The organism is Curtobacterium sp. MCLR17_042, assembly GCF_003234695.1.
Classification (GTDB): Bacteria; Actinomycetota; Actinomycetes; order Actinomycetales; family Microbacteriaceae; genus Curtobacterium; species Curtobacterium flaccumfaciens.
This window is the reverse complement of record NZ_QKTD01000002.1, coordinates 385,836-402,703: the sequence shown is the minus strand read 5'-3', so window position 1 is coordinate 402,703 and position 16,868 is coordinate 385,836. Positions and strand designations below refer to the sequence as shown.

Genomic DNA, 16,868 nt, shown 5'->3' with positions numbered 1-16,868 from the left:
CCGTTCCCTGAGAATCACCGGCCAATGACATTTCGGTCGCTCGGTAACGTCGCTCGCTGTTCTGGGCCGGTTCCCGACGGCCCACCGATCTTCTCGAGGAGCGATGCATGGGTTCCGACCCCAGCAGTACCAACACCCGACCACACCGACGGCTGCGCGAGAGCGACGTCACCGTGGTCGACAAGAGCATGATGCGACGAGCCGTCAGCGGCATGGTCGTCGGCAACACCATGGAGTGGTACGACGTCGGTGTGTACGGCTACCTGGCCGTCACGATGGGGAAGGTCTTCCTGCCGACGGCCGAACCCTCGGTGCAGATCCTGTTCAGCCTCGGTGTCTTCGCGGCGACGTACATCGCACGGCCCCTGGGTGGCATCGTGTTCGGACGCCTCGGCGACAAGATCGGCCGGCAGAAGGTGCTCGCGACGACGCTGATCATGATGGCGGCGTCGACGTTCCTGATCGGGGCACTCCCCGCGTACGCGACGATCGGCGTGTTCGGCCCGATCCTGCTCGTCGTGCTGAAGCTCGCGCAGGGCTTCTCGACCGGTGGTGAGTACGCCGGGGCGACGACGTTCGTCACCGAGTACGCCCCGGACCGCCGTCGCGGGTTCTTCGCGAGCATCCTGGACTTCGGCAGCTACCTGGGCTTCGCGCTCGGTGCCACGGTGGTGTCGGTGCTGCAGCTCACCCTCGGCGACGAGGCGATGACCGCCTACGGCTGGCGGTTCCCGTTCCTCGCCGCCGGAGTGATCGGCGTCGTGGCCATCTACTTCCGTCTGCGGATCGAGGAGTCGCCGGTATTCCAGGCGACCCAGGCCGCGCAGGAGGCCGCGACCGAGTCCCGTGCGTCCTTCGACGGTGAGCGACCGGCCAACGTCGTCGCGATGGTCCGTCAGCACTGGCGTCCGATCGTCATCGCGATCATGCTCGTCGCCGCGTCGAACACCGTGGGCTACGCCCTGACCTCGTACATGCCGACGTACCTGACCGATTCGCTCGGGTACTCCGCCATCGACGGCACGCTGCTGACGATCCCGGTGCTCCTGCTGCTCGCGGTGATGCTCCCGCTGACCGGCAAGCTCTCCGACCGCCTCGGCCGCCGCGTCGTGATGTGGATCGGTGCCGCCACCACGGTCGTGCTCGTCGTGCCGGCCTTCATGCTGATCGGGCACGGGGCGCAGTGGTCGACGCTCGCCGGCCTCGGGCTGCTCGCGCTCATGACCGCGCTCTGGGTGTCGAACCAGGCTGCGTCGCTGCCGGCGCTGTTCCCGACCTCGACGCGGTACGGCGGCATGGGCTTCGCCTACAACATCGCGATCGCGGTGTTCGGTGGGACCACGCCCCTGATCGTGCAGGCGCTGCTCACCGCGACGGGTGACGAGCTCGCGCCGGCGTACTTCCTGATGGCGATGAGCGTCGTCGGAGCGATCGGTGTCTTCTGCATGAAGGAGTCCTCGCAGCGCCCGCTGCCCGGGTCGATGCCGGCCGTGGAGACCGAGGACGAGGCGAAGGAGCTCGTGCTCACGCAGGACACGAACCCGCACCTGGACCTCGGTGACCTGCCGTTCGCGGCGCAGGACGCGGCGGCTGCCGCTGCGCGCGAGGCTGCCGCGCGGGAGGCGTCGCCGGTGCGGTGACTCTGCGGTGACGCGTGCGGGGGATCGGTCGGCGGGGTGTGTCGGACCGATGTGGAACGACGGGGTCGTTGTCGTACGACATCGACCCCGTCGTTCGTTGCGTGCGCGGGCTGTTGCACCGTTCGGGGAGCGACGATGTCGCCGTCGTACGACATCGACAGTGTCGTTCGGCGTCCGCAACGACCGCCCGCACCGGCCTGCGCCCGCGCGCCCGCACCCGCCCGCGCGCCCGCACCCGCACGCCGCACCGCCCGCACGCGCCCCCCCCCGCTCACTCGTGCCGGTGCTCCGACGCCGGGTCCACCGCGGGCCACACCGGGAACGGGTCCGGCCAGCCGCGCCACACGTCCGGCCCGGCGAGCAGCTCCGACGGCGTGAGCAGCGCCCCGTCGAGCGCCCGCTCGATCGCCCGGACGTCGAGCTGCTCGCCGACGAACCACAGCGCCTGCCCGATCGGGGCGTCGGCGTCCCACGACGGGTTCGCGGTGGGGTCGAGCGCGAGCATCGACCCGAAGCTCGACCACGAGCCGACGTGGTCCGGTCGGGAGGCCAGGCGGAAGAACCCCCGCGACCGCAGCACACGGCCGTTCACGCCGGCGGACAGGTCCTCGGCGATGACGGACGACAGTCGACCGGGGTGGAACGGCAGCGGCTCCCGGTAGCGCATCGAGACCAGGGCGTCGCGGGCCTCGCGCCCGGTGTCCGCGCCGCTCGACAGGGCCCGCATCCAGCCGGCGCCGGTGGCGAGCACCCGCGCGGCTCCACCGTTCGAGGCCGGCAGGTCGGCGCCGCTCCGGATCGCGGGCAGGGCGACGATCACGGCCTGGGGTGCCATCCGGTGCAGCAGTGACACGAGTGCACGACGTCGACGCCCGGACAGCGGTTCGATGCGGTCGAGGGCGATCACCGTCGCGTACTCGACGAGTGCGGCCATCCGGTCCGCGGCCACGAAGGCGTCGTCGACGTCCGACCACAGCAGGTGCGCGACGTCGTCGGCCCGCAGCACCCCGACGACGTGCCGCAGCACCCGGTCGTCGCCGGTCTCGGACCGTGCCGCGTTGGCGAGCAGCATGCCGACGGCTCGGGCATCGGCCCCGGGGTGCAGGGTGACGACGAGCCCGTGGCCCGCGTCGGGTCCGCAGACCCGGTCGAGCTGGTCGGCCCGGTCGGCCACGGCGCGGGCGGTGGCGAAGGCACTCCCGGCGACGTGCATCCGGTGTCCGTCCGAGATCCGGGCGGCGACGCGGTCGGCGTCGACCTGGTGCAGGGCGGTGACGAGGGTGATGGCAGCAGCACGCATGTCCGCTACTGTAACTGAAAACCGTTATCAACAAGGAGGCTCGTCGTGAAGGTCCGCAACTCCCTCAAGGCCCTGAAGAAGATCCCCGGCTCGCAGGTCGTCCGACGCCGGGGTCGCGTCTACGTGATCAACAAGAAGAATCCCCGCTGGAACACCCGGCAGGGCTGACGTCAGCGGCGGTCCGTAGGGTGGCGGCATGCGACTGCTGCTCATCCGCCACGGCCAGACCCCCGCGAACGTGCACGGCATCCTCGATGCCGTGGTGCCCGGACCGGGGCTGACCGAGCTCGGGCAGCAGCAGGCCGACGCCCTGCCCGCAGCGCTCGCCGAACGGGGCATCGAGCGACTGTTCGTGTCGTCGATGGTCCGCACGCAGATCACCGCGGCACCCCTGGCGACCTCGCTCGGCCTCGAGCCCGTGGTGCTGCCGGGCCTGCGTGAGATCGAGGCGGGCGACACCCAGGGCAAGAGCGACAAGGTGTCCGTGCAGACCTACATCTCCACCGTGCACGGCTGGTCCGGCGGTGACCGCACGACCCGGATGCCCGGTGCCGAGAGCGGCGTCGAGTTCTTCGAGCGCTACGACGACGCCGTCCGGCAGATCGAGGCCACCGGGGTCGCGGTCGCCGCCGCCGTCAGCCACGGTGCCGCGATCCGCACGTGGGCGAGCGCAGCTGCGCAGAACACCCCGGACCACTTCGGCACGAAGCGTCACCTGGAGAACACCGGCATCGTCGAGCTCGAGGGCTCGTTCGCCGACGGCTGGCGCCTGGTCGACTGGGAAGGTGAGCCGGTCGGGGGCGACCAGCTCATCGACCGCACGGCGCTCGACCCCACCGGCGAGCGTTTCTGACGCGACCAGCGGGTCGCCGACGCGACCAGCGGCTCGCGAACGCGACCACGAACGGACGGGAGGCCCGGTACCAGCTGGTACCGGGCCTCCCGTCGGTCGTGTCCTTGCGTCGACTACGCGAGCTGCGACGCCGACGCGGACGTCAGCGGCACGATCACGCCGTGCGACTCACGCAGCACGTCGAGCGTGCGCTGGACCTCGTCCGCGCGCTCCTCGGTCGTCCAGCCGAGCGCACCGGCGAGCACATCGGCCAGCTCGTCGAGCAGGTCGATCGTGACCCCGCCGACGAACGCCAGGTTCGTGCGGCGCAGGACGACGTCGACCAGGTGGACGGCCTGCTCGTGGCGGGCGAAGTACGCGACCTCGGCGCGGGTGAGCGACGGGTCGGACTCGAGCGGCTCGACCGGGCCGTCGGTCAGGACGTCCACGACCTCGGCGGCACGGGTGCCGTAGCGCTCGAGCAGCCCCTCGACCAGGGACTCGTCCAGGCCGTCGCGGTGCGACTTGATCCACAGGGCGCGCTGGGCGTCCGTGGTCGGGAACTCCTTGCCACCGCCGATCGGCATGCCCGTGGTGTCGACCTTGCGGCTCATACCGAGCTTGGTCGTCGCCTCGGTGGACAGGTGTGCAGCGAGGGCACGGAAGGTCGTCCACTTGCCACCGACGAGCGACAGCACGGTGGACTTCGGCAGGCCGGCGATCTGCGTGTCCACGATCCGGTAGTCACGGGACACGAAGCCGGGGGCGGTGTCCTCGTGGCGGGGGAGCGGACGGATGCCGGAGTAGCTGTAGACGATGTGGTCGCGGGTGACGTCGATCTGCGGGAACACGTGCTTGACGAGCCCGAAGAAGTAGTCGATCTCCTCGTCGGTCGTCGTGACCGGCTTCGCGGGGTCGGCGTCGATGTCGGTCGTGCCGATGAGCACCCGGCCCTTGAGCGGGTAGATGAGGACGATGCGGCCGTCGTCGTTCTCGAAGAACAGCTCGCGGCCCTTCGTGGCCTCGAGCAGCTCGTCGTTGTGCACGACGATGTGCGAGCCCTTCGTGCCGCCCATGAACTTCGTCTCGCCGCCGAACGCCTCGTTCGTCAGGTCGGTCCAGGGGCCGGAGGCGTTGATCACGACGTCGGCCGTGAAGACGAACTCGTCGCCGGTCTCGCGGTCACGCAGCAGGACGCCGCCGTCGCGGGTGCCGGCTGCCTCGACGTAGTTGACGGCGCGTGCCTTGTCGGCTCCGGCAGCCAGGCCGTCCTTCAGGACGTCGAGGGCCAGGCGCTCGGGCTCGTGCACGCTCGCGTCGTAGTAGGTGCCCGTGTACTTCAGGTCCTTGTTGAGGGCGGGCATGTCCTCGAGCGCGGCCTTCTTGGTGCGGAAGACGTGCTTCGGGACGGAGCCGCCGTCACGCGAGAAGGAGTCGTAGATCGTCATGCCGATCTTGATGAGCATCGCGCCGCGCTCCTTGGTGGAGCGCTGCTTGTGCGTCAGCATGCGCAGCGGGGCGTTCATGATGCCGGAGAACGTCGAGAAGATCGGCATGGTCGTCTGCAGCGGCTTGACGTAGTGCGGGGCGATGCGGATCAGGCCGTTGCGCTCCTGCACGCTCTCGCGCACCAGGCGGAACTCGCCGTTCTCCAGGTAGCGGATGCCGCCGTGGATCATGTGGCTCGAGGCCGCGGAGGCGCCGGAGGCGTAGTCGCCACGCTCGACCAGGGCGACGTCGACGCCCTGGAGCGCCAGGTCGCGGAACGTCGCGATGCCGTTGATGCCGCCGCCGACGACGAGGACCTGCGCGTTCGGGCGCTCGGTGAGGGCGGTCACCGTGTTCCGGGGCTGTGTCTTCTTCGACATGGTTCGTCGCTTCCTTCGTCTGTTCGTGGGGTCAGGGTCGATCGTGCGCTCGTTCGACAGGGCGGGCAACTCGCGTGCACGAACGTGCAGCACACGTGTCGTCCAGGCCCGACACGGCGGTCAGGAGGCGCGGCAGGGGTTGCAGAGGCCCTGCACGTCCGTGCATGGTTGCGTTCGACAGATCGGAGCACCATGAGCGATGCGGCTCAGCCCATGCGCACGCAGCAGGCGCTGCGCGCCGCCCACCTGTACTACCTGCAGGACCTGACGATGGACGCGATCGCCGACGAACTCGGCACCTCGCGCTCGTCGGTGTCGCGGCTGCTGAAGTACGCCAGGGACACCGGGCTCGTCGACATCCAGATCCGTTCGCCCCTGGACCAGGCCGCCGCGCTGAGCCGGAGCATCCGCTCCCGCTTCGGGGTGCACGCGCACGTCGTCCCGGTGCCGGACCACACGAGCGACGTCGACCGGCTCGAGCGGGTGGCCCTGTCCGCCGCCCGGATCCTGACGCAGTACGTCGAGTCGAACATGGTGATCGGGATCTCGTGGGGCTCGACGGTGAGCGCGGTCAGCCGCTACCTGGTGCCGAAGACCACCCATGGCTCGACGATCGTGCAGATCAACGGCGCCGCGAACACCCGCACCACCGGCATCGTCTACGCGTCCGAGATCCTGCGCCGGTTCGGCGAGGCCTACGGGGCCTTCGTGCAGCAGTTCCCGGTGCCGGCGTTCTTCGACGACCCCGCGACGAAGGAGGCCCTGTTCCGGGAGCGATCGATCCGCCGCGTGCTCGACCTGCACGAGCGGATGGACCTCGTCGTGTTCGGTGTCGGTGCCCCGCAGGCCCCGGTGCCCTCGCACGTGTACTCCGGCGGGTACCTCGACCCCGAGGACCGCGACGAGCTCACGCAGGCGGGGGTCGTCGGGGACGTCTCGACGGTGTTCTACCGGGCCGACGGCTCATGGAAGGACATCGGGGTGAACGCCCGGGCCGGCGCTCCGGACCTCGACACGATCAAGCGCGCGCCGCGGCGGGTCTGCGTCGTCGCCGGGCGGTCGAAGGCGGCTTCGCTGCGCGGTGCACTGGCCGCCGGGCTCATCACGGACCTGATCCTGGACGAGAGCGTGGGGCAGGCGATCCTGCAGCCCTGAGTCAGGACCTGACGCAGTTTGTCGGTGGTCCGTCGTAGGTTCTCGAGCATGGTGCTTTCTCTCGAACAGCCCGGTCAGCGGTACTTCCGGCGGATGGTCGGCAGCGACGTCGACCAGGCGCTCGCGTTCTTCACGGGCGACTACGACTTCCGTGCGCCACTGGTCCGTCGCACCCACGAGAACGCCCACTGGGACTTCGCCGGCGTCGGTGACGAGCGGATGTCCCTGCGCTCGTCACGGTTCATGGTCGACCTGCGGAGCGAGAGCCAGGTCGACGACGAGTTCCTGGTCGCCTGGATGCGGAGCGGCTCGAGCCGGATCACCACGGGTGGCGAGACGTACGAGCTCGAGGCCGGGGTGCCCGTCGTGCTGCCCTTCGCCGAGCCGTACGCGCTGCACCACCGCGACATCGCCCTGAACCTGGTGCACCTGGACCGCGACTTCGTCCGTGCCGTGGCCGGTGACGACGACTTCGCCTTCGAGCCGATGCGCCGCCCGACCGCCGACGGCATCGCGCTGTGGCGGTCGGTGGTGCGGAAGTACTCGGCCACGTGGCTCGACGTCGACCGGTCGATGAGCCCGATGGTCCAGCACGACATCGCCGAGGCGTTCGCGACCGCGGCGATCCGGGCGTTCCCGCAGCGCAACAAGTGGCGGGCGTCGGTGTCCGGCAGCGGCCCGGAGCACGACCGCCTGCGCCGGGCGCTCGAGTTCGTGCACGAGCACGCGCGCGAAGCGATCGGCACGCCGGACATCGCCGCGGCGGCGGGGCTCAGCCCGCGCGGGCTGCAGCAGTCGCTGCGGCGGCGCCTCGACCAGACGCCGGGGGAACTCCTGCGCGGCGTGCGACTCGACGGCGCCCGGACCGACCTGGTCGGCGGTGCGCTGGACGAGACGACGGTGGCCGAGATCGCGCGGACGTGGGGCTTCGGGCACCTCGGACGCTTCTCGGCGACCTACCGCAGCCGTTTCGGAGAGCTGCCGAGTGAGTCGCTGCGCGGGCACTGACCCACTGCTGCTGCGGACCGTTCCGCCGAATCTCGTGACACGGATCGCGCTGCCGCTGTCCGGATGTTCGGCTCAGCGCTGTCGTGGGCGAATCCGGTGCTGAATGGACGGGACGAACGCACCGCCCACGAAGGAGTCAGCATGCGCATCGGCGTCCCCACCGAGATCAAGAACAACGAGTACCGCGTCGCGGCCACGCCCGCCGGTGTCGCCGAGCTCGGGTCGCACGGCCACCAGGTGCTGGTGCAGGCCGGTGCCGGGTCCGGTTCGGCCTTCACCGACGACGAGTACCGCACCGCCGGCGCCACGATCGTCGACACCGCGGCCGAGGTGTGGGAGCGCGCCGAGCTGATCCTCAAGGTGAAGGAACCGGTCGCGTCGGAGTACCCGATGATCCGGCCGGGCCAGGTGCTCTTCACCTACCTGCACCTCGCCGCCGACCGGCCGCTGACCGATGCCCTCATCGACTCGGGCGCGACGGCGATCGCCTACGAGACCGTGCAGCTGCTGGACCGCTCGCTGCCACTGCTGTCGCCGATGTCCGAGGTCGCCGGGCGACTGTCCGCCCAGGTCGGCGCGTTCCACCTGATGCGCACGAACGGCGGGCGCGGGCTGCTGCTCGGCGGGGTCCCCGGCACGCCGAAGGGCCGCGTGGTCGTCATCGGCGGTGGTGTCGCGGGGGAGCACGCCGCGACGATGGCGCTCGGCATGGGCGCCGACGTCACCGTGTTCGACATCAGCCTGCCGCGGCTCCGGGCCCTGGACGCCCGGTTCGACGGCCGCGTCACGACCCTGCGCTCGTCGGCGCACGCCATCGCCGAGGCCCTGCGCGACGCCGACCTGGTGATCGGCTCCGTGCTCATCCCCGGGGCGTCCGCGCCGAAGCTCGTCACCGACGCGATGGTCGCCGACATGCGGCCGGGCTCGGTGTTGGTCGACATCGCGATCGACCAGGGCGGCTGCTTCGAGGGCTCCCACCCGACCACCCACGACGACCCCACCTTCGCCGTGCACGACACCGTGTACTACTGCGTGGCGAACATGCCCGGTGCCGTCCCGCGCACGAGCACGATCTCGCTGACGAACGCCACGCTGCCGTACGCCGTCGCGATCGCCGACCGTGGCTGGGAGGCTGCGCTCGAGGCCGACCCCGCTCTCGCCGCCGGCCTGAACGTGCACGACGGCCGGGTCACGAACGCCGCGGTCGCCGCCGCCCACGGCCTGGTCGCGTCCGCGCGCTGATTCTTCGCGCTGAGCGACACCTCACGGCCCAATCGCTGCGTGAGGTGTCGCTCAGCACGAAACGACGCGAAGGTAGCCGCGCGTCAGGCCGCGACCGGGGCCGCCGCCCGACCGGCACGCCCGCCGACCCAGCCGGCGCGGGCACGCACCACCACGGTCGCGACGACCACGGCCGCCGCAGCCACCACGGCCGCGATCGCCGTCGGCACGGAGACGAGCGGTCCCTCGAACCGGGCCACGGCGACCCACGCCAGACCCCACGCGACCGAGGCCATCGGTGCCAGGCGTCCCCGGCCCCACAGCGCGATGAGGACCCCGACGAGCCCGGCCACCGCGGCGACGAGCACGCCCCACGGGTCCTGCCCGAGTCCGAAGCCCCGGAAGCCCGCCGCCGTCAGCACCGCAGCGGTGTTCGCGGCCGTCGCGACGCAGACCCACCCGAGGTACAGACCGAACGTGCCGTCGGTCAGGATCGCCTCGACCACGCCGCGGGACGGGGTGCGGCGCAGGATCGTGAACGTCCAGATCAGCACGACGAGCAGGGCGACGATGATCGGCTCGCTCGCCCACAGGAACCCGAACTGCACCGACAGGATCCACGCGGCGTTGAGCAGCAGGGAGAGCACCGCCGGCACCACCAGCCGCTCGTGCCGCTCGTCGTTCGCGGTTCGGAAGAGCTGCAGCACCGCGTAGCCGATGAGTCCGGCGTAGACGACACTCCAGATCGAGAAGGCCGGGCCGTCCGGGGCGATCGCGGTCGAGGACGCCGACAGGGCGCCACCGGCGGCGTCCTGGATGGGCGTGCCGCCGGCAGCGCCCGACCCCACGTACGCGCCGATGACGGCGACGACCGCGCTCACGGCCACCGCGATGCGCTTCCAGATCCTCTTCATGACAGTCCCTTTCGTCAGCATGCTGATGACCTGCACCGTAGGCGGCCGGTGTCGACGGCCGTGCAGCGCACGTTCAGGCAGGACGCGGGGCGTGTGGCGGGGCCGCCACGGGCCTCCAGGCCGGAGACCGGCCACCCTGCGTACGGTGGGCGCGTGAGCGTGGAACTGAACACCGTCTACATCGACCGGATCGCCCCGATCGCGAGTCCGTCCCTCGACGACACCTTCCGGATGCTCGACGACCAGGGTGCCAGCGCGTGCATCGTCCTGCACCAGCCCGACGCCGAGGAACTCGGCGACGTCGCGGTCGCCCTCGGCCTGCACGAACTCGCCGTCGAGGACTCCGCCGAGGGGCACCAGCGACCGAAGCTCGAGCGCTACGGTTCGACGCTGTTCGTGGTCCTCAAGCCGGCGCTGTACAACGACCAGCAGGAAGAGGTGGCGTTCGGCGAGGTGCACGCCTTCGTCGGTGAGACCTTCTTCCTCGCCGTCGTGAAGGCCGACCCCCGCGGCAAGCAGACCGTTCCCAAGGCGCTGCAGCGGTTGAGTGGCAAGCCGGGGCTGGTGACCGTCGGCCCACAGGCGCAGCTCTGGGCGCTCATGGACTCCATCGTCGACGGCTACGTGCCCGTGATCGACGGACTCGAGGAGGACATCAACCAGATCGAGGACCAGCTGTTCTCGGGCGAGGCCGGGGTGTCCCGCCGCGTGTACGAGCTGTTCGGCGAGGTCGTCGACTTCCAGCGAGCTGCACGTCCCCTGGTCTACATGATCGAGAACCTGCACCGCGGCGCCGAGAAGTACCACCTGCCGATCGAGATGCAGCGGCGGTTCCGTGACGTCCTCGACCACGCGATCCGGGTGGTGGAGCGCCTCGACACGTTCCGGCAGCTGCTGCAGAACGCCCTGACCGTCGACTCGACCCTGGCGGCGCAGAAGCAGAACGACGACACGAAGAAGATCTCCGGCTGGGCGGCGATCCTGTTCGCGCCGACGCTCATCGCCGCGATCTACGGGATGAACTTCACGCACATGCCCGAACTCGGCTGGACGTGGGGGTACCCGCTGTCGATCGTCGCGATGGTCCTGTTCGCCGCGATCCTGTACGTGGTGTTCAAGGTCAAGCGCTGGTTCTGAGCCGCGCCGCAGCCTGAGCCGTAACCGGAGCCGCGCCGCAGCAGGATTTGCAGCGGGCGGCCCCGGACCGGAAAGCTCTGACGTGCAACGACGCCGACTGGAGCCCGCATGCCGCACGAACTCGTCCACCTGACCGCCGGTGGCGTCTCGCTCGTCCTGGACTGCCGCGACGACGCGCTCCCCGCCGTCGTGCACTGGGGAGCGGCACTCGGCCCGCTCGACACCGACGCGCTGACGGCCCTCGCCGACGCCGACGTCACCCCGGTGTCCCCGAACGAGATGGACGACCCGGTCCGCCTGTCGGTGCTGCCCGAGCCACACCGGGGCTGGAGCGGTCGTCCGGGGCTCGCCGGGCACCGTGACGGCGCCGACTGGTCGCCGGCGTTCACCGTGACGTCGCTCGCGGTCACCGACTCCGCGGTCACGGCCGACGCCGAGGACACCGTCGCCGGACTCACCGTCCGGGTCACCATCGAGATGCTCGGCTCCGGGCTCGTGCGGGCCCGCGCGGGCGTGACGAACACCGCCGACGGCCTCTACACCGTCGACGACCTGACGCTCGCGATGCCGATCCCGTCCGGGGCCCGCGAGATCCTGGACTTCGCCGGCCGCTGGGGCAAGGAGCGGACCCCGCAGCGCCGCGAACTCGTCGTGGGGACCCACCAGCGCGAGGGCCGGAAGGGCCGCACCGGCACCGACGCCGCGACCGTGCTGACGGTGGGGGAGCCGGGGTTCGGCTTCGCCCACGGTCAGGTCTGGGGCGTCCACACCGCCTGGAGCGGCAACCACCGGCACCACGCCGAACGGCTCGCCACCGGCCGCCAGGTCATCGGGGGCGGCGAACTCCTGCTGCCCGGCGAGGTCCGGCTCGGCACCGGCGCCACGTACGAGGGGCCGTGGGTGTACTTCGCCCACGGGGATGGCCTCGACGACCAGGCCCGACGGTTCCACCGCTGGCTCCGCAGCCGCCCGCAGCACCCGACGACCCCCCGCCCGATGACGATCAACGTGTGGGAGGCCGTGTACTTCGACCACGACCTGGCCCGTCTCGTCGACCTCGCCGAGCGTGCCGCGGCCCTCGGCGTCGAACGCTACGTGCTCGACGACGGCTGGTTCCGTGGCCGCCGCGACGACCACGCCGGCCTCGGTGACTGGTACGTCGACGAGGACGTCTGGCCGGACGGTCTCGGACCGCTGGTCGACCGCGTCCGTGCGCTCGGCATGGAGTTCGGCCTGTGGTTCGAACCCGAGATGGTGAACGAGGACAGCGACCTCGCCCGTGCCCACCCGGAGTGGATCCTGCAGGCCGACGGTCGGCTGCCCGCCCGGTCCCGCGACCAGCAGGTGCTGAACCTGGCGATCCCCGAGGCCTTCGACCACGTGCTCGAACGGATGACGGCGATCATCGGCGAGTACGCGGTCGACGCCGTGAAGTGGGACCACAACCGCGACCTCGTCGAGGCGGGGTTCCCGGGCGGCGGCGCAGCGGTCCACGAGCAGACCCTCGCCGCGTACCGGTTGATGGCGACGCTCGGCGAGCGGTTCCCGTCGCTGGAGATCGAGTCGTGCTCGTCGGGTGGCGGTCGGGTCGACCTCGGCGTCATCGAGCACACCGCGAGGGTGTGGGTGTCGGACGACATCGACCCACTGGAGCGGCAGCAGATGCACCGGTGGACGCAGCAGCTCCTGCCGCCGGAGCTGCTCGGGTCGCACATCGCGAGCGGCCGGAACCACACGACCGGTCGCGTCCACGACCTCGCCTTCCGTGCCGGCACGGCGCTGGTCGGGCACCTCGGCATCGAGTGGGACCTGGCCGGCGCGACCGCCGACGAGTCCGCCGCACTGACCGAGTGGATCGCGCTGTACCGGGAGCTCCGCCCGCTCCTGCACGGCGGCGACCTGGTGCGTTCTGACGAGGTCGACGCCGCACGGCTCGTGTACGGCACGGTCGCGCCGGACCGGCAACGGGCCGTCTTCTTCCTCGCCAGCATCGGCCGCTCCGAGGTCTCCGCCACAGGCCGGGTCACCTTCCGCGACCTCGACCCCGACACGTCGTACCGCGTCGACCCGGTGGTCATCGGCGACGGCCACGACCTGGTGCGACCGGACTGGTGGTCCGGCCCGCGGGTGTTCAGCGGCCGGGTGCTCGGCACCGTCGGCCTGCAGCCACCGCTCATGCCGGCCGACTGCGTGGTGCCGTTCCGGGTGACGGCCGTCTGACGGCGGGTGGTCGGGGCTCCCGGCCTGGAGGCCCGTCCCGCGTCCGGCAGGCCCGTCGCGGTCCGTCATCGGGTGCGTCCAGCCCGTTAGGCTTCCGGTCATGCCGCACTCCGGACACGCGACCCCGGTCTGGGCCCTCAAGCTCGCCGTCGTCACCGCCCTGGTGGGCGTCTCCGGCGGCATCGCCGGCATCGCGGTCTGGCTCGCGCTCCAGCTCATCCAGTTCGTCGCCTTCGGGTACGGGTTCGGCGGGCACCTCGAGGCCGCCGACGCATCGTCGGGTCTGAACCGGTTCCTCGCGCTCACGGCGGCCGGGGTCCTGACCGGGTTCGCCTGGTGGGCGCTCCGTCGGTGGGGGCGCTCGATCGTCTCCGTCACCGCGGCCGTCGACGGCAAGCGGATGCCGGCCCTGGCGACGCTCGCGAACGCCGGCATCCAGATCCTGGCCGTGGGGCTCGGCGCGTCCATCGGCAAAGAGGTGGCGCCGCGCGAGGTCGGGGCCTGGCTCGCCCAGCTCGTCACCCGTCGTGCGGGACTGACCGCGCGCGAGACGAAGATCCTCGTCGCCTGCGGTGCTGCGGCCGGCCTCGCCGCCGTGTACGACGTACCCCTCGGTGGTGCGCTGTTCGCGGTCGAGGTCCTGCTCGGGGAGATCAGCTTCGCGACCGCCCTGCCCGCCTTCGCCACGAGTGCGGTCGCTGCCATCACCGCCCGGCTCGTGATCCCGGACGAGGTGCTGTACCACGTGCCCGCGATGCACCTGTCGCCGTCGCTGCTGGTCTGGGCGATCGTCGTCGGGCCCGTGCTGGGGCTCGCCGGGGTCGGGTTCGTCAAGCTGACCAACCGGCTGCAGGGCATCGCGCCGAAGGGCTGGCACCTGCTCGTCGTGCTGCCGGTGGTCTTCGCGATGGTGGGGCTCATCGCGATCCCGTTCCCGGAGATCCTCGGCAACGGTCGGGCGCTCGGCCTCGTCGCGATGAACACCACGCTCGACGACGCCTCGTTCGCCGGCCTCTCGCCGATCGTCCTGCTGCTGTTGCTCGGTGTCCTGCGGACCGTGACCACCTCGGCGACCATCGGAGCGGGTGCGGTCGGTGGCACGCTGACCCCCTCGATCGCGATCGGTTCGGCGATCGGTGGCGGGCTGGGCGGTGCGTGGCTGCTGCTGTGGCCGGCTGACGGCCCGAGCCTGGCGGCCTTCGCGTTCGTCGGGGCGGCGGCATTCCTCGCCACCACCATGCGGGCGCCGTTCACCGCCCTGGTGCTCGTCGTCGAGTTCACCCAGCAGGGCACCGACATCCTCGTGCCCTCGTTGCTCGCGGTGTCCGGTGCCGTCGCCGTCGGGTACGTGCTCGCGCGCCGTCGCAGCGCCCAGATGGTGTGAAGACCCCGAGCGTTCCGGTACGGACGGCGGCCCCGGGGCCTACTGTCGGCGCCAGGACGGAGCGACGGGCTCCGCACCGAGACGAGGAGCAGCCGATGGCGGGGTTCGACGACATCACGAAGAAGGCCCAGGAGTTCCTGAAGGACGGCAAGGTCCAGGACGCCCTGCAGAGCGAGAAGGCCGAGGGCGTCAGCGACAAGGTGCTCGGCGGTGTGGCCGACGCGGTCAAGAAGGCCACGGGCGGCAAGTACGACGACAAGATCGACGGTGCCCGCGACGCAGCGGACAAGAAGATCGGCAACGAGTAGCGAACGACGTGCGACGGCCCAGGACCCGGCGTGGTCCTGGGCCGTCGCCGTGCCGACTGGACGTGGTCGGGAACAACGGACACCATGGACGGGTTGCTCCGGACAGCAGCACCAGGAGGACGAGACGTGACAGTCGTGGCGCCGAACCAGCCGCTCACCGAGACCGAGGTCGAGGCGATCAAGCGGGACTTCCCGATCCTCGCGCAGGACGTGAACGGGCAGCCGTTGGCGTACCTGGACTCCGGGGCGACGGCTGAACGCCCGCGCCAGGTCCTCGACGCCGAGCGCCGGTTCCTCGAACACGACAACGCCGCCGTCCACCGCGGGGCCCACACGCTCGCGGCGCTCAGCACCGACGCCTACGAGGACGCCCGCGCCACCGTCGCCGGCTTCATCGGCGCCGCTGCCCCGACCGAGGTCGTGTGGACCGCGAACGCCACCGACGCCCTCAACCTCGTCGCCTACGGCATGGCCAACGCCAGCCGTGGCCGCGGCGGTGTCGACGCGGAGCGCTTCCGCCTGGGCGCCGGTGACGAGATCCTCGTCACCGAGGCCGAACACCACGCCAACCTCGTGCCGTGGCAGGAGCTCGCCGCGCTGACCGGTGCCACCCTGCGCTGGATCCCGGTCGCCGACGACGGCACCTGGACCGCCGACGACGCCGCGGCCCTGATCACGGACCGCACGAAGGTCGTCGCGTTCTCGCACGTCTCGAACGTCACCGGGATGATCGCCCCCGTCGAGCAGGTCGTCGGCCTCGCCCACGCCCGCGGCGCCCTCGTGGTGCTCGACGCCTGCCAGTCCGCACCGCACCGTCCCCTCGACGTGCAGCAGCTCGGGGTCGACTTCGCCGCGTTCTCCGGGCACAAGATGCTCGGCCCGAACGGCATCGGCGTGCTCTGGGGCCGTGCGGAGTTGCTCGACGCCCTGCCGCCGTTCCGCACCGGTGGCTCGATGATCACCACCGTGACGATGGAGGGCTCCGAGTTCATGCCGGCGCCCGAGCGGTTCGAGGCCGGCACGCAGCCCGTGTCCCAGGCGGTCGCCCTCGCCGAGGCGGTCCGCTACCTGCAGGGCATCGGCATGGAACGCGTCCGCGCCCACGAGGAGCACCTGGCTCGCCGGATGCTCGACGGTCTTGCCGCCGTGCCCGGCATCCGCCTGGTCGGTCCGCCCGCCGGCGTCCCGCGCTCCGGCCTGGTGTCCTTCGACGTCGACGGCGTGCACGCCCACGACGTCTCGCAGTACCTCGACGCGCAGGGCATCGCCGTGCGCTCCGGCCACCACTGCGCCCAGCCGCTGCACCGCCGCCTCGGTCTGGTCGCCACCAGCCGCGCGAGCACCTACGTCTACACGACCGAGCACGACGTCGACCGGTTCCTCGCAGCCGTCGCCGAGATCCGCGACTACTTCGGAGCGACCGCGTGAACGCCCTCGACAGCCTGTACCAGCAGGTCATCCTCGACCACGCGAAGGCGCGGCACGGCGACGGTGCGATGCCCGACGCGGATGCCTCGCACTTCGAGCGGAACCCCACGTGCGGCGACGAGATCACGGTCAGCCTGCGGCTCGAACCCGGCACCGACCGCATCGCCGGGCTCGCCTGGCAGGGCGACGGCTGCTCGATCTCGATGGCCTCGGCATCGGTCCTCACCGACATGGCCGTCGGCCGCACCGTGCCCGAGTTCCTCGCACTGACCGAGGAGTTCCGCACCATGATGCGCTCGCGTGGTGTCGGTGAGCCCGACGAGGACGTCCTCGAGGACCTCGTCGCCTTCCACGGCGTCTCGAAGTTCGTCATGCGCGTCAAGTGCGGCATGCTCGCCTGGGTCGCGGCGGAAGCCGCCGCGCGCGAGGCGACCGCTTCCCGCTGAGCCGGCT

The 16,868-nt window shown here is 71.2% G+C and carries 15 protein-coding genes; 12 read left to right on the top strand and 3 right to left on the bottom strand.

Translation table 11 applies throughout. The features are described from left to right. Window positions 1-107 precede the first annotated feature (107 nt). Window positions 108-1,640: an MFS transporter gene (locus tag DEJ02_RS04190; protein WP_111032093.1), complete on the top strand. Its 1,533-nt coding sequence runs from the start codon at window positions 108-110 to the stop codon at window positions 1,638-1,640. Window positions 1,641-1,911: 271 nt separating this feature from the next. Here the strand turns inward: DEJ02_RS04190 and DEJ02_RS04185 are convergent, their stop codons facing one another. Continuing rightward, window positions 1,912-2,940 carry a GTP-binding protein gene (locus DEJ02_RS04185; RefSeq protein WP_111032092.1) on the bottom strand — a complete coding sequence of 343 codons (1,029 nt, stop codon included), beginning with the start codon at window positions 2,938-2,940 and terminating at the stop codon, window positions 1,912-1,914. 45 nt (window positions 2,941-2,985) lie between these two features. Between DEJ02_RS04185 and ykgO the strand changes: the two genes are divergently transcribed. Continuing rightward, window positions 2,986-3,108 (top strand): type B 50S ribosomal protein L36, encoded by a 123-nt coding sequence (gene ykgO / locus DEJ02_RS04180; protein WP_017888460.1) that lies wholly within the window; start codon window positions 2,986-2,988, stop codon window positions 3,106-3,108. A gap of 28 nt (window positions 3,109-3,136) precedes the next feature. After that, window positions 3,137-3,793 (top strand): histidine phosphatase family protein, encoded by a 657-nt coding sequence (locus DEJ02_RS04175; protein ID WP_111032091.1) that lies wholly within the window; start codon window positions 3,137-3,139, stop codon window positions 3,791-3,793. Window positions 3,794-3,906: 113 nt separating this feature from the next. Here DEJ02_RS04175 and DEJ02_RS04170 read toward each other — a convergent pair whose 3' ends face one another. After that, the gene (locus tag DEJ02_RS04170; RefSeq protein WP_111032090.1) at window positions 3,907-5,640 is read right to left on the bottom strand and encodes a glycerol-3-phosphate dehydrogenase/oxidase; all 1,734 of its coding nucleotides are present in this window, start codon (window positions 5,638-5,640) and stop codon (window positions 3,907-3,909) included. A gap of 192 nt (window positions 5,641-5,832) precedes the next feature. Here DEJ02_RS04170 and DEJ02_RS04165 point away from each other — a divergent pair, with 192 nt between their 5' ends. The 3 genes from DEJ02_RS04165 to ald all read left to right on the top strand — a co-directional run bounded on the left by DEJ02_RS04165 (window position 5,833) and on the right by ald (window position 9,045). After that, window positions 5,833-6,795, top strand: a complete 963-nt coding sequence (locus DEJ02_RS04165) for a sugar-binding transcriptional regulator (protein ID WP_027466231.1) — start codon at window positions 5,833-5,835, stop codon at window positions 6,793-6,795. Window positions 6,796-6,843: 48 nt separating this feature from the next. Continuing rightward, the gene (locus tag DEJ02_RS04160) at window positions 6,844-7,803 is read left to right on the top strand and encodes an AraC family transcriptional regulator (protein ID WP_111032089.1); all 960 of its coding nucleotides are present in this window, start codon (window positions 6,844-6,846) and stop codon (window positions 7,801-7,803) included. 141 nt (window positions 7,804-7,944) lie between these two features. Continuing rightward, window positions 7,945-9,045, top strand: a complete 1,101-nt coding sequence (gene ald, locus DEJ02_RS04155; protein ID WP_111032088.1) for an alanine dehydrogenase — start codon at window positions 7,945-7,947, stop codon at window positions 9,043-9,045. A gap of 83 nt (window positions 9,046-9,128) precedes the next feature. On the opposite strand, the gene DEJ02_RS04150 is transcribed toward ald, so the two are convergent. Further along, window positions 9,129-9,938, bottom strand: coding sequence for a tryptophan-rich sensory protein (locus DEJ02_RS04150; protein ID WP_111032087.1), 810 nt, complete (start codon window positions 9,936-9,938; stop codon window positions 9,129-9,131). A gap of 153 nt (window positions 9,939-10,091) precedes the next feature. Between DEJ02_RS04150 and DEJ02_RS04145 the strand changes: the two genes are divergently transcribed. The 6 genes from DEJ02_RS04145 to sufU all read left to right on the top strand — a co-directional run bounded on the left by DEJ02_RS04145 (window position 10,092) and on the right by sufU (window position 16,861). Continuing rightward, the gene (locus DEJ02_RS04145) at window positions 10,092-11,075 is read left to right on the top strand and encodes a magnesium and cobalt transport protein CorA (protein WP_111032086.1); all 984 of its coding nucleotides are present in this window, start codon (window positions 10,092-10,094) and stop codon (window positions 11,073-11,075) included. 108 nt (window positions 11,076-11,183) lie between these two features. Continuing rightward, window positions 11,184-13,295 carry an alpha-galactosidase gene (locus DEJ02_RS04140; RefSeq protein WP_111032085.1) on the top strand — a complete coding sequence of 704 codons (2,112 nt, stop codon included), beginning with the start codon at window positions 11,184-11,186 and terminating at the stop codon, window positions 13,293-13,295. 100 nt (window positions 13,296-13,395) lie between these two features. Further along, entirely contained in the window at window positions 13,396-14,679 is a 1,284-nt protein-coding gene (locus DEJ02_RS04135; RefSeq protein ID WP_071405054.1) for a chloride channel protein, read from the top strand. A gap of 95 nt (window positions 14,680-14,774) precedes the next feature. Further along, window positions 14,775-14,987: an Rv0909 family putative TA system antitoxin gene (locus DEJ02_RS04130; RefSeq protein ID WP_071247674.1), complete on the top strand. Its 213-nt coding sequence runs from the start codon at window positions 14,775-14,777 to the stop codon at window positions 14,985-14,987. 135 nt (window positions 14,988-15,122) lie between these two features. Further along, complete coding sequence (locus DEJ02_RS04125) at window positions 15,123-16,415, top strand: aminotransferase class V-fold PLP-dependent enzyme (protein WP_111032084.1); 1,293 nt, start codon at window positions 15,123-15,125, stop codon at window positions 16,413-16,415. Next, the gene (gene sufU / locus DEJ02_RS04120; RefSeq protein WP_071405057.1) at window positions 16,412-16,861 is read left to right on the top strand and encodes a Fe-S cluster assembly sulfur transfer protein SufU; all 450 of its coding nucleotides are present in this window, start codon (window positions 16,412-16,414) and stop codon (window positions 16,859-16,861) included. The genes DEJ02_RS04125 and sufU overlap by 4 nt, the downstream gene beginning before the upstream one ends. Window positions 16,862-16,868 lie beyond the last annotated feature (7 nt).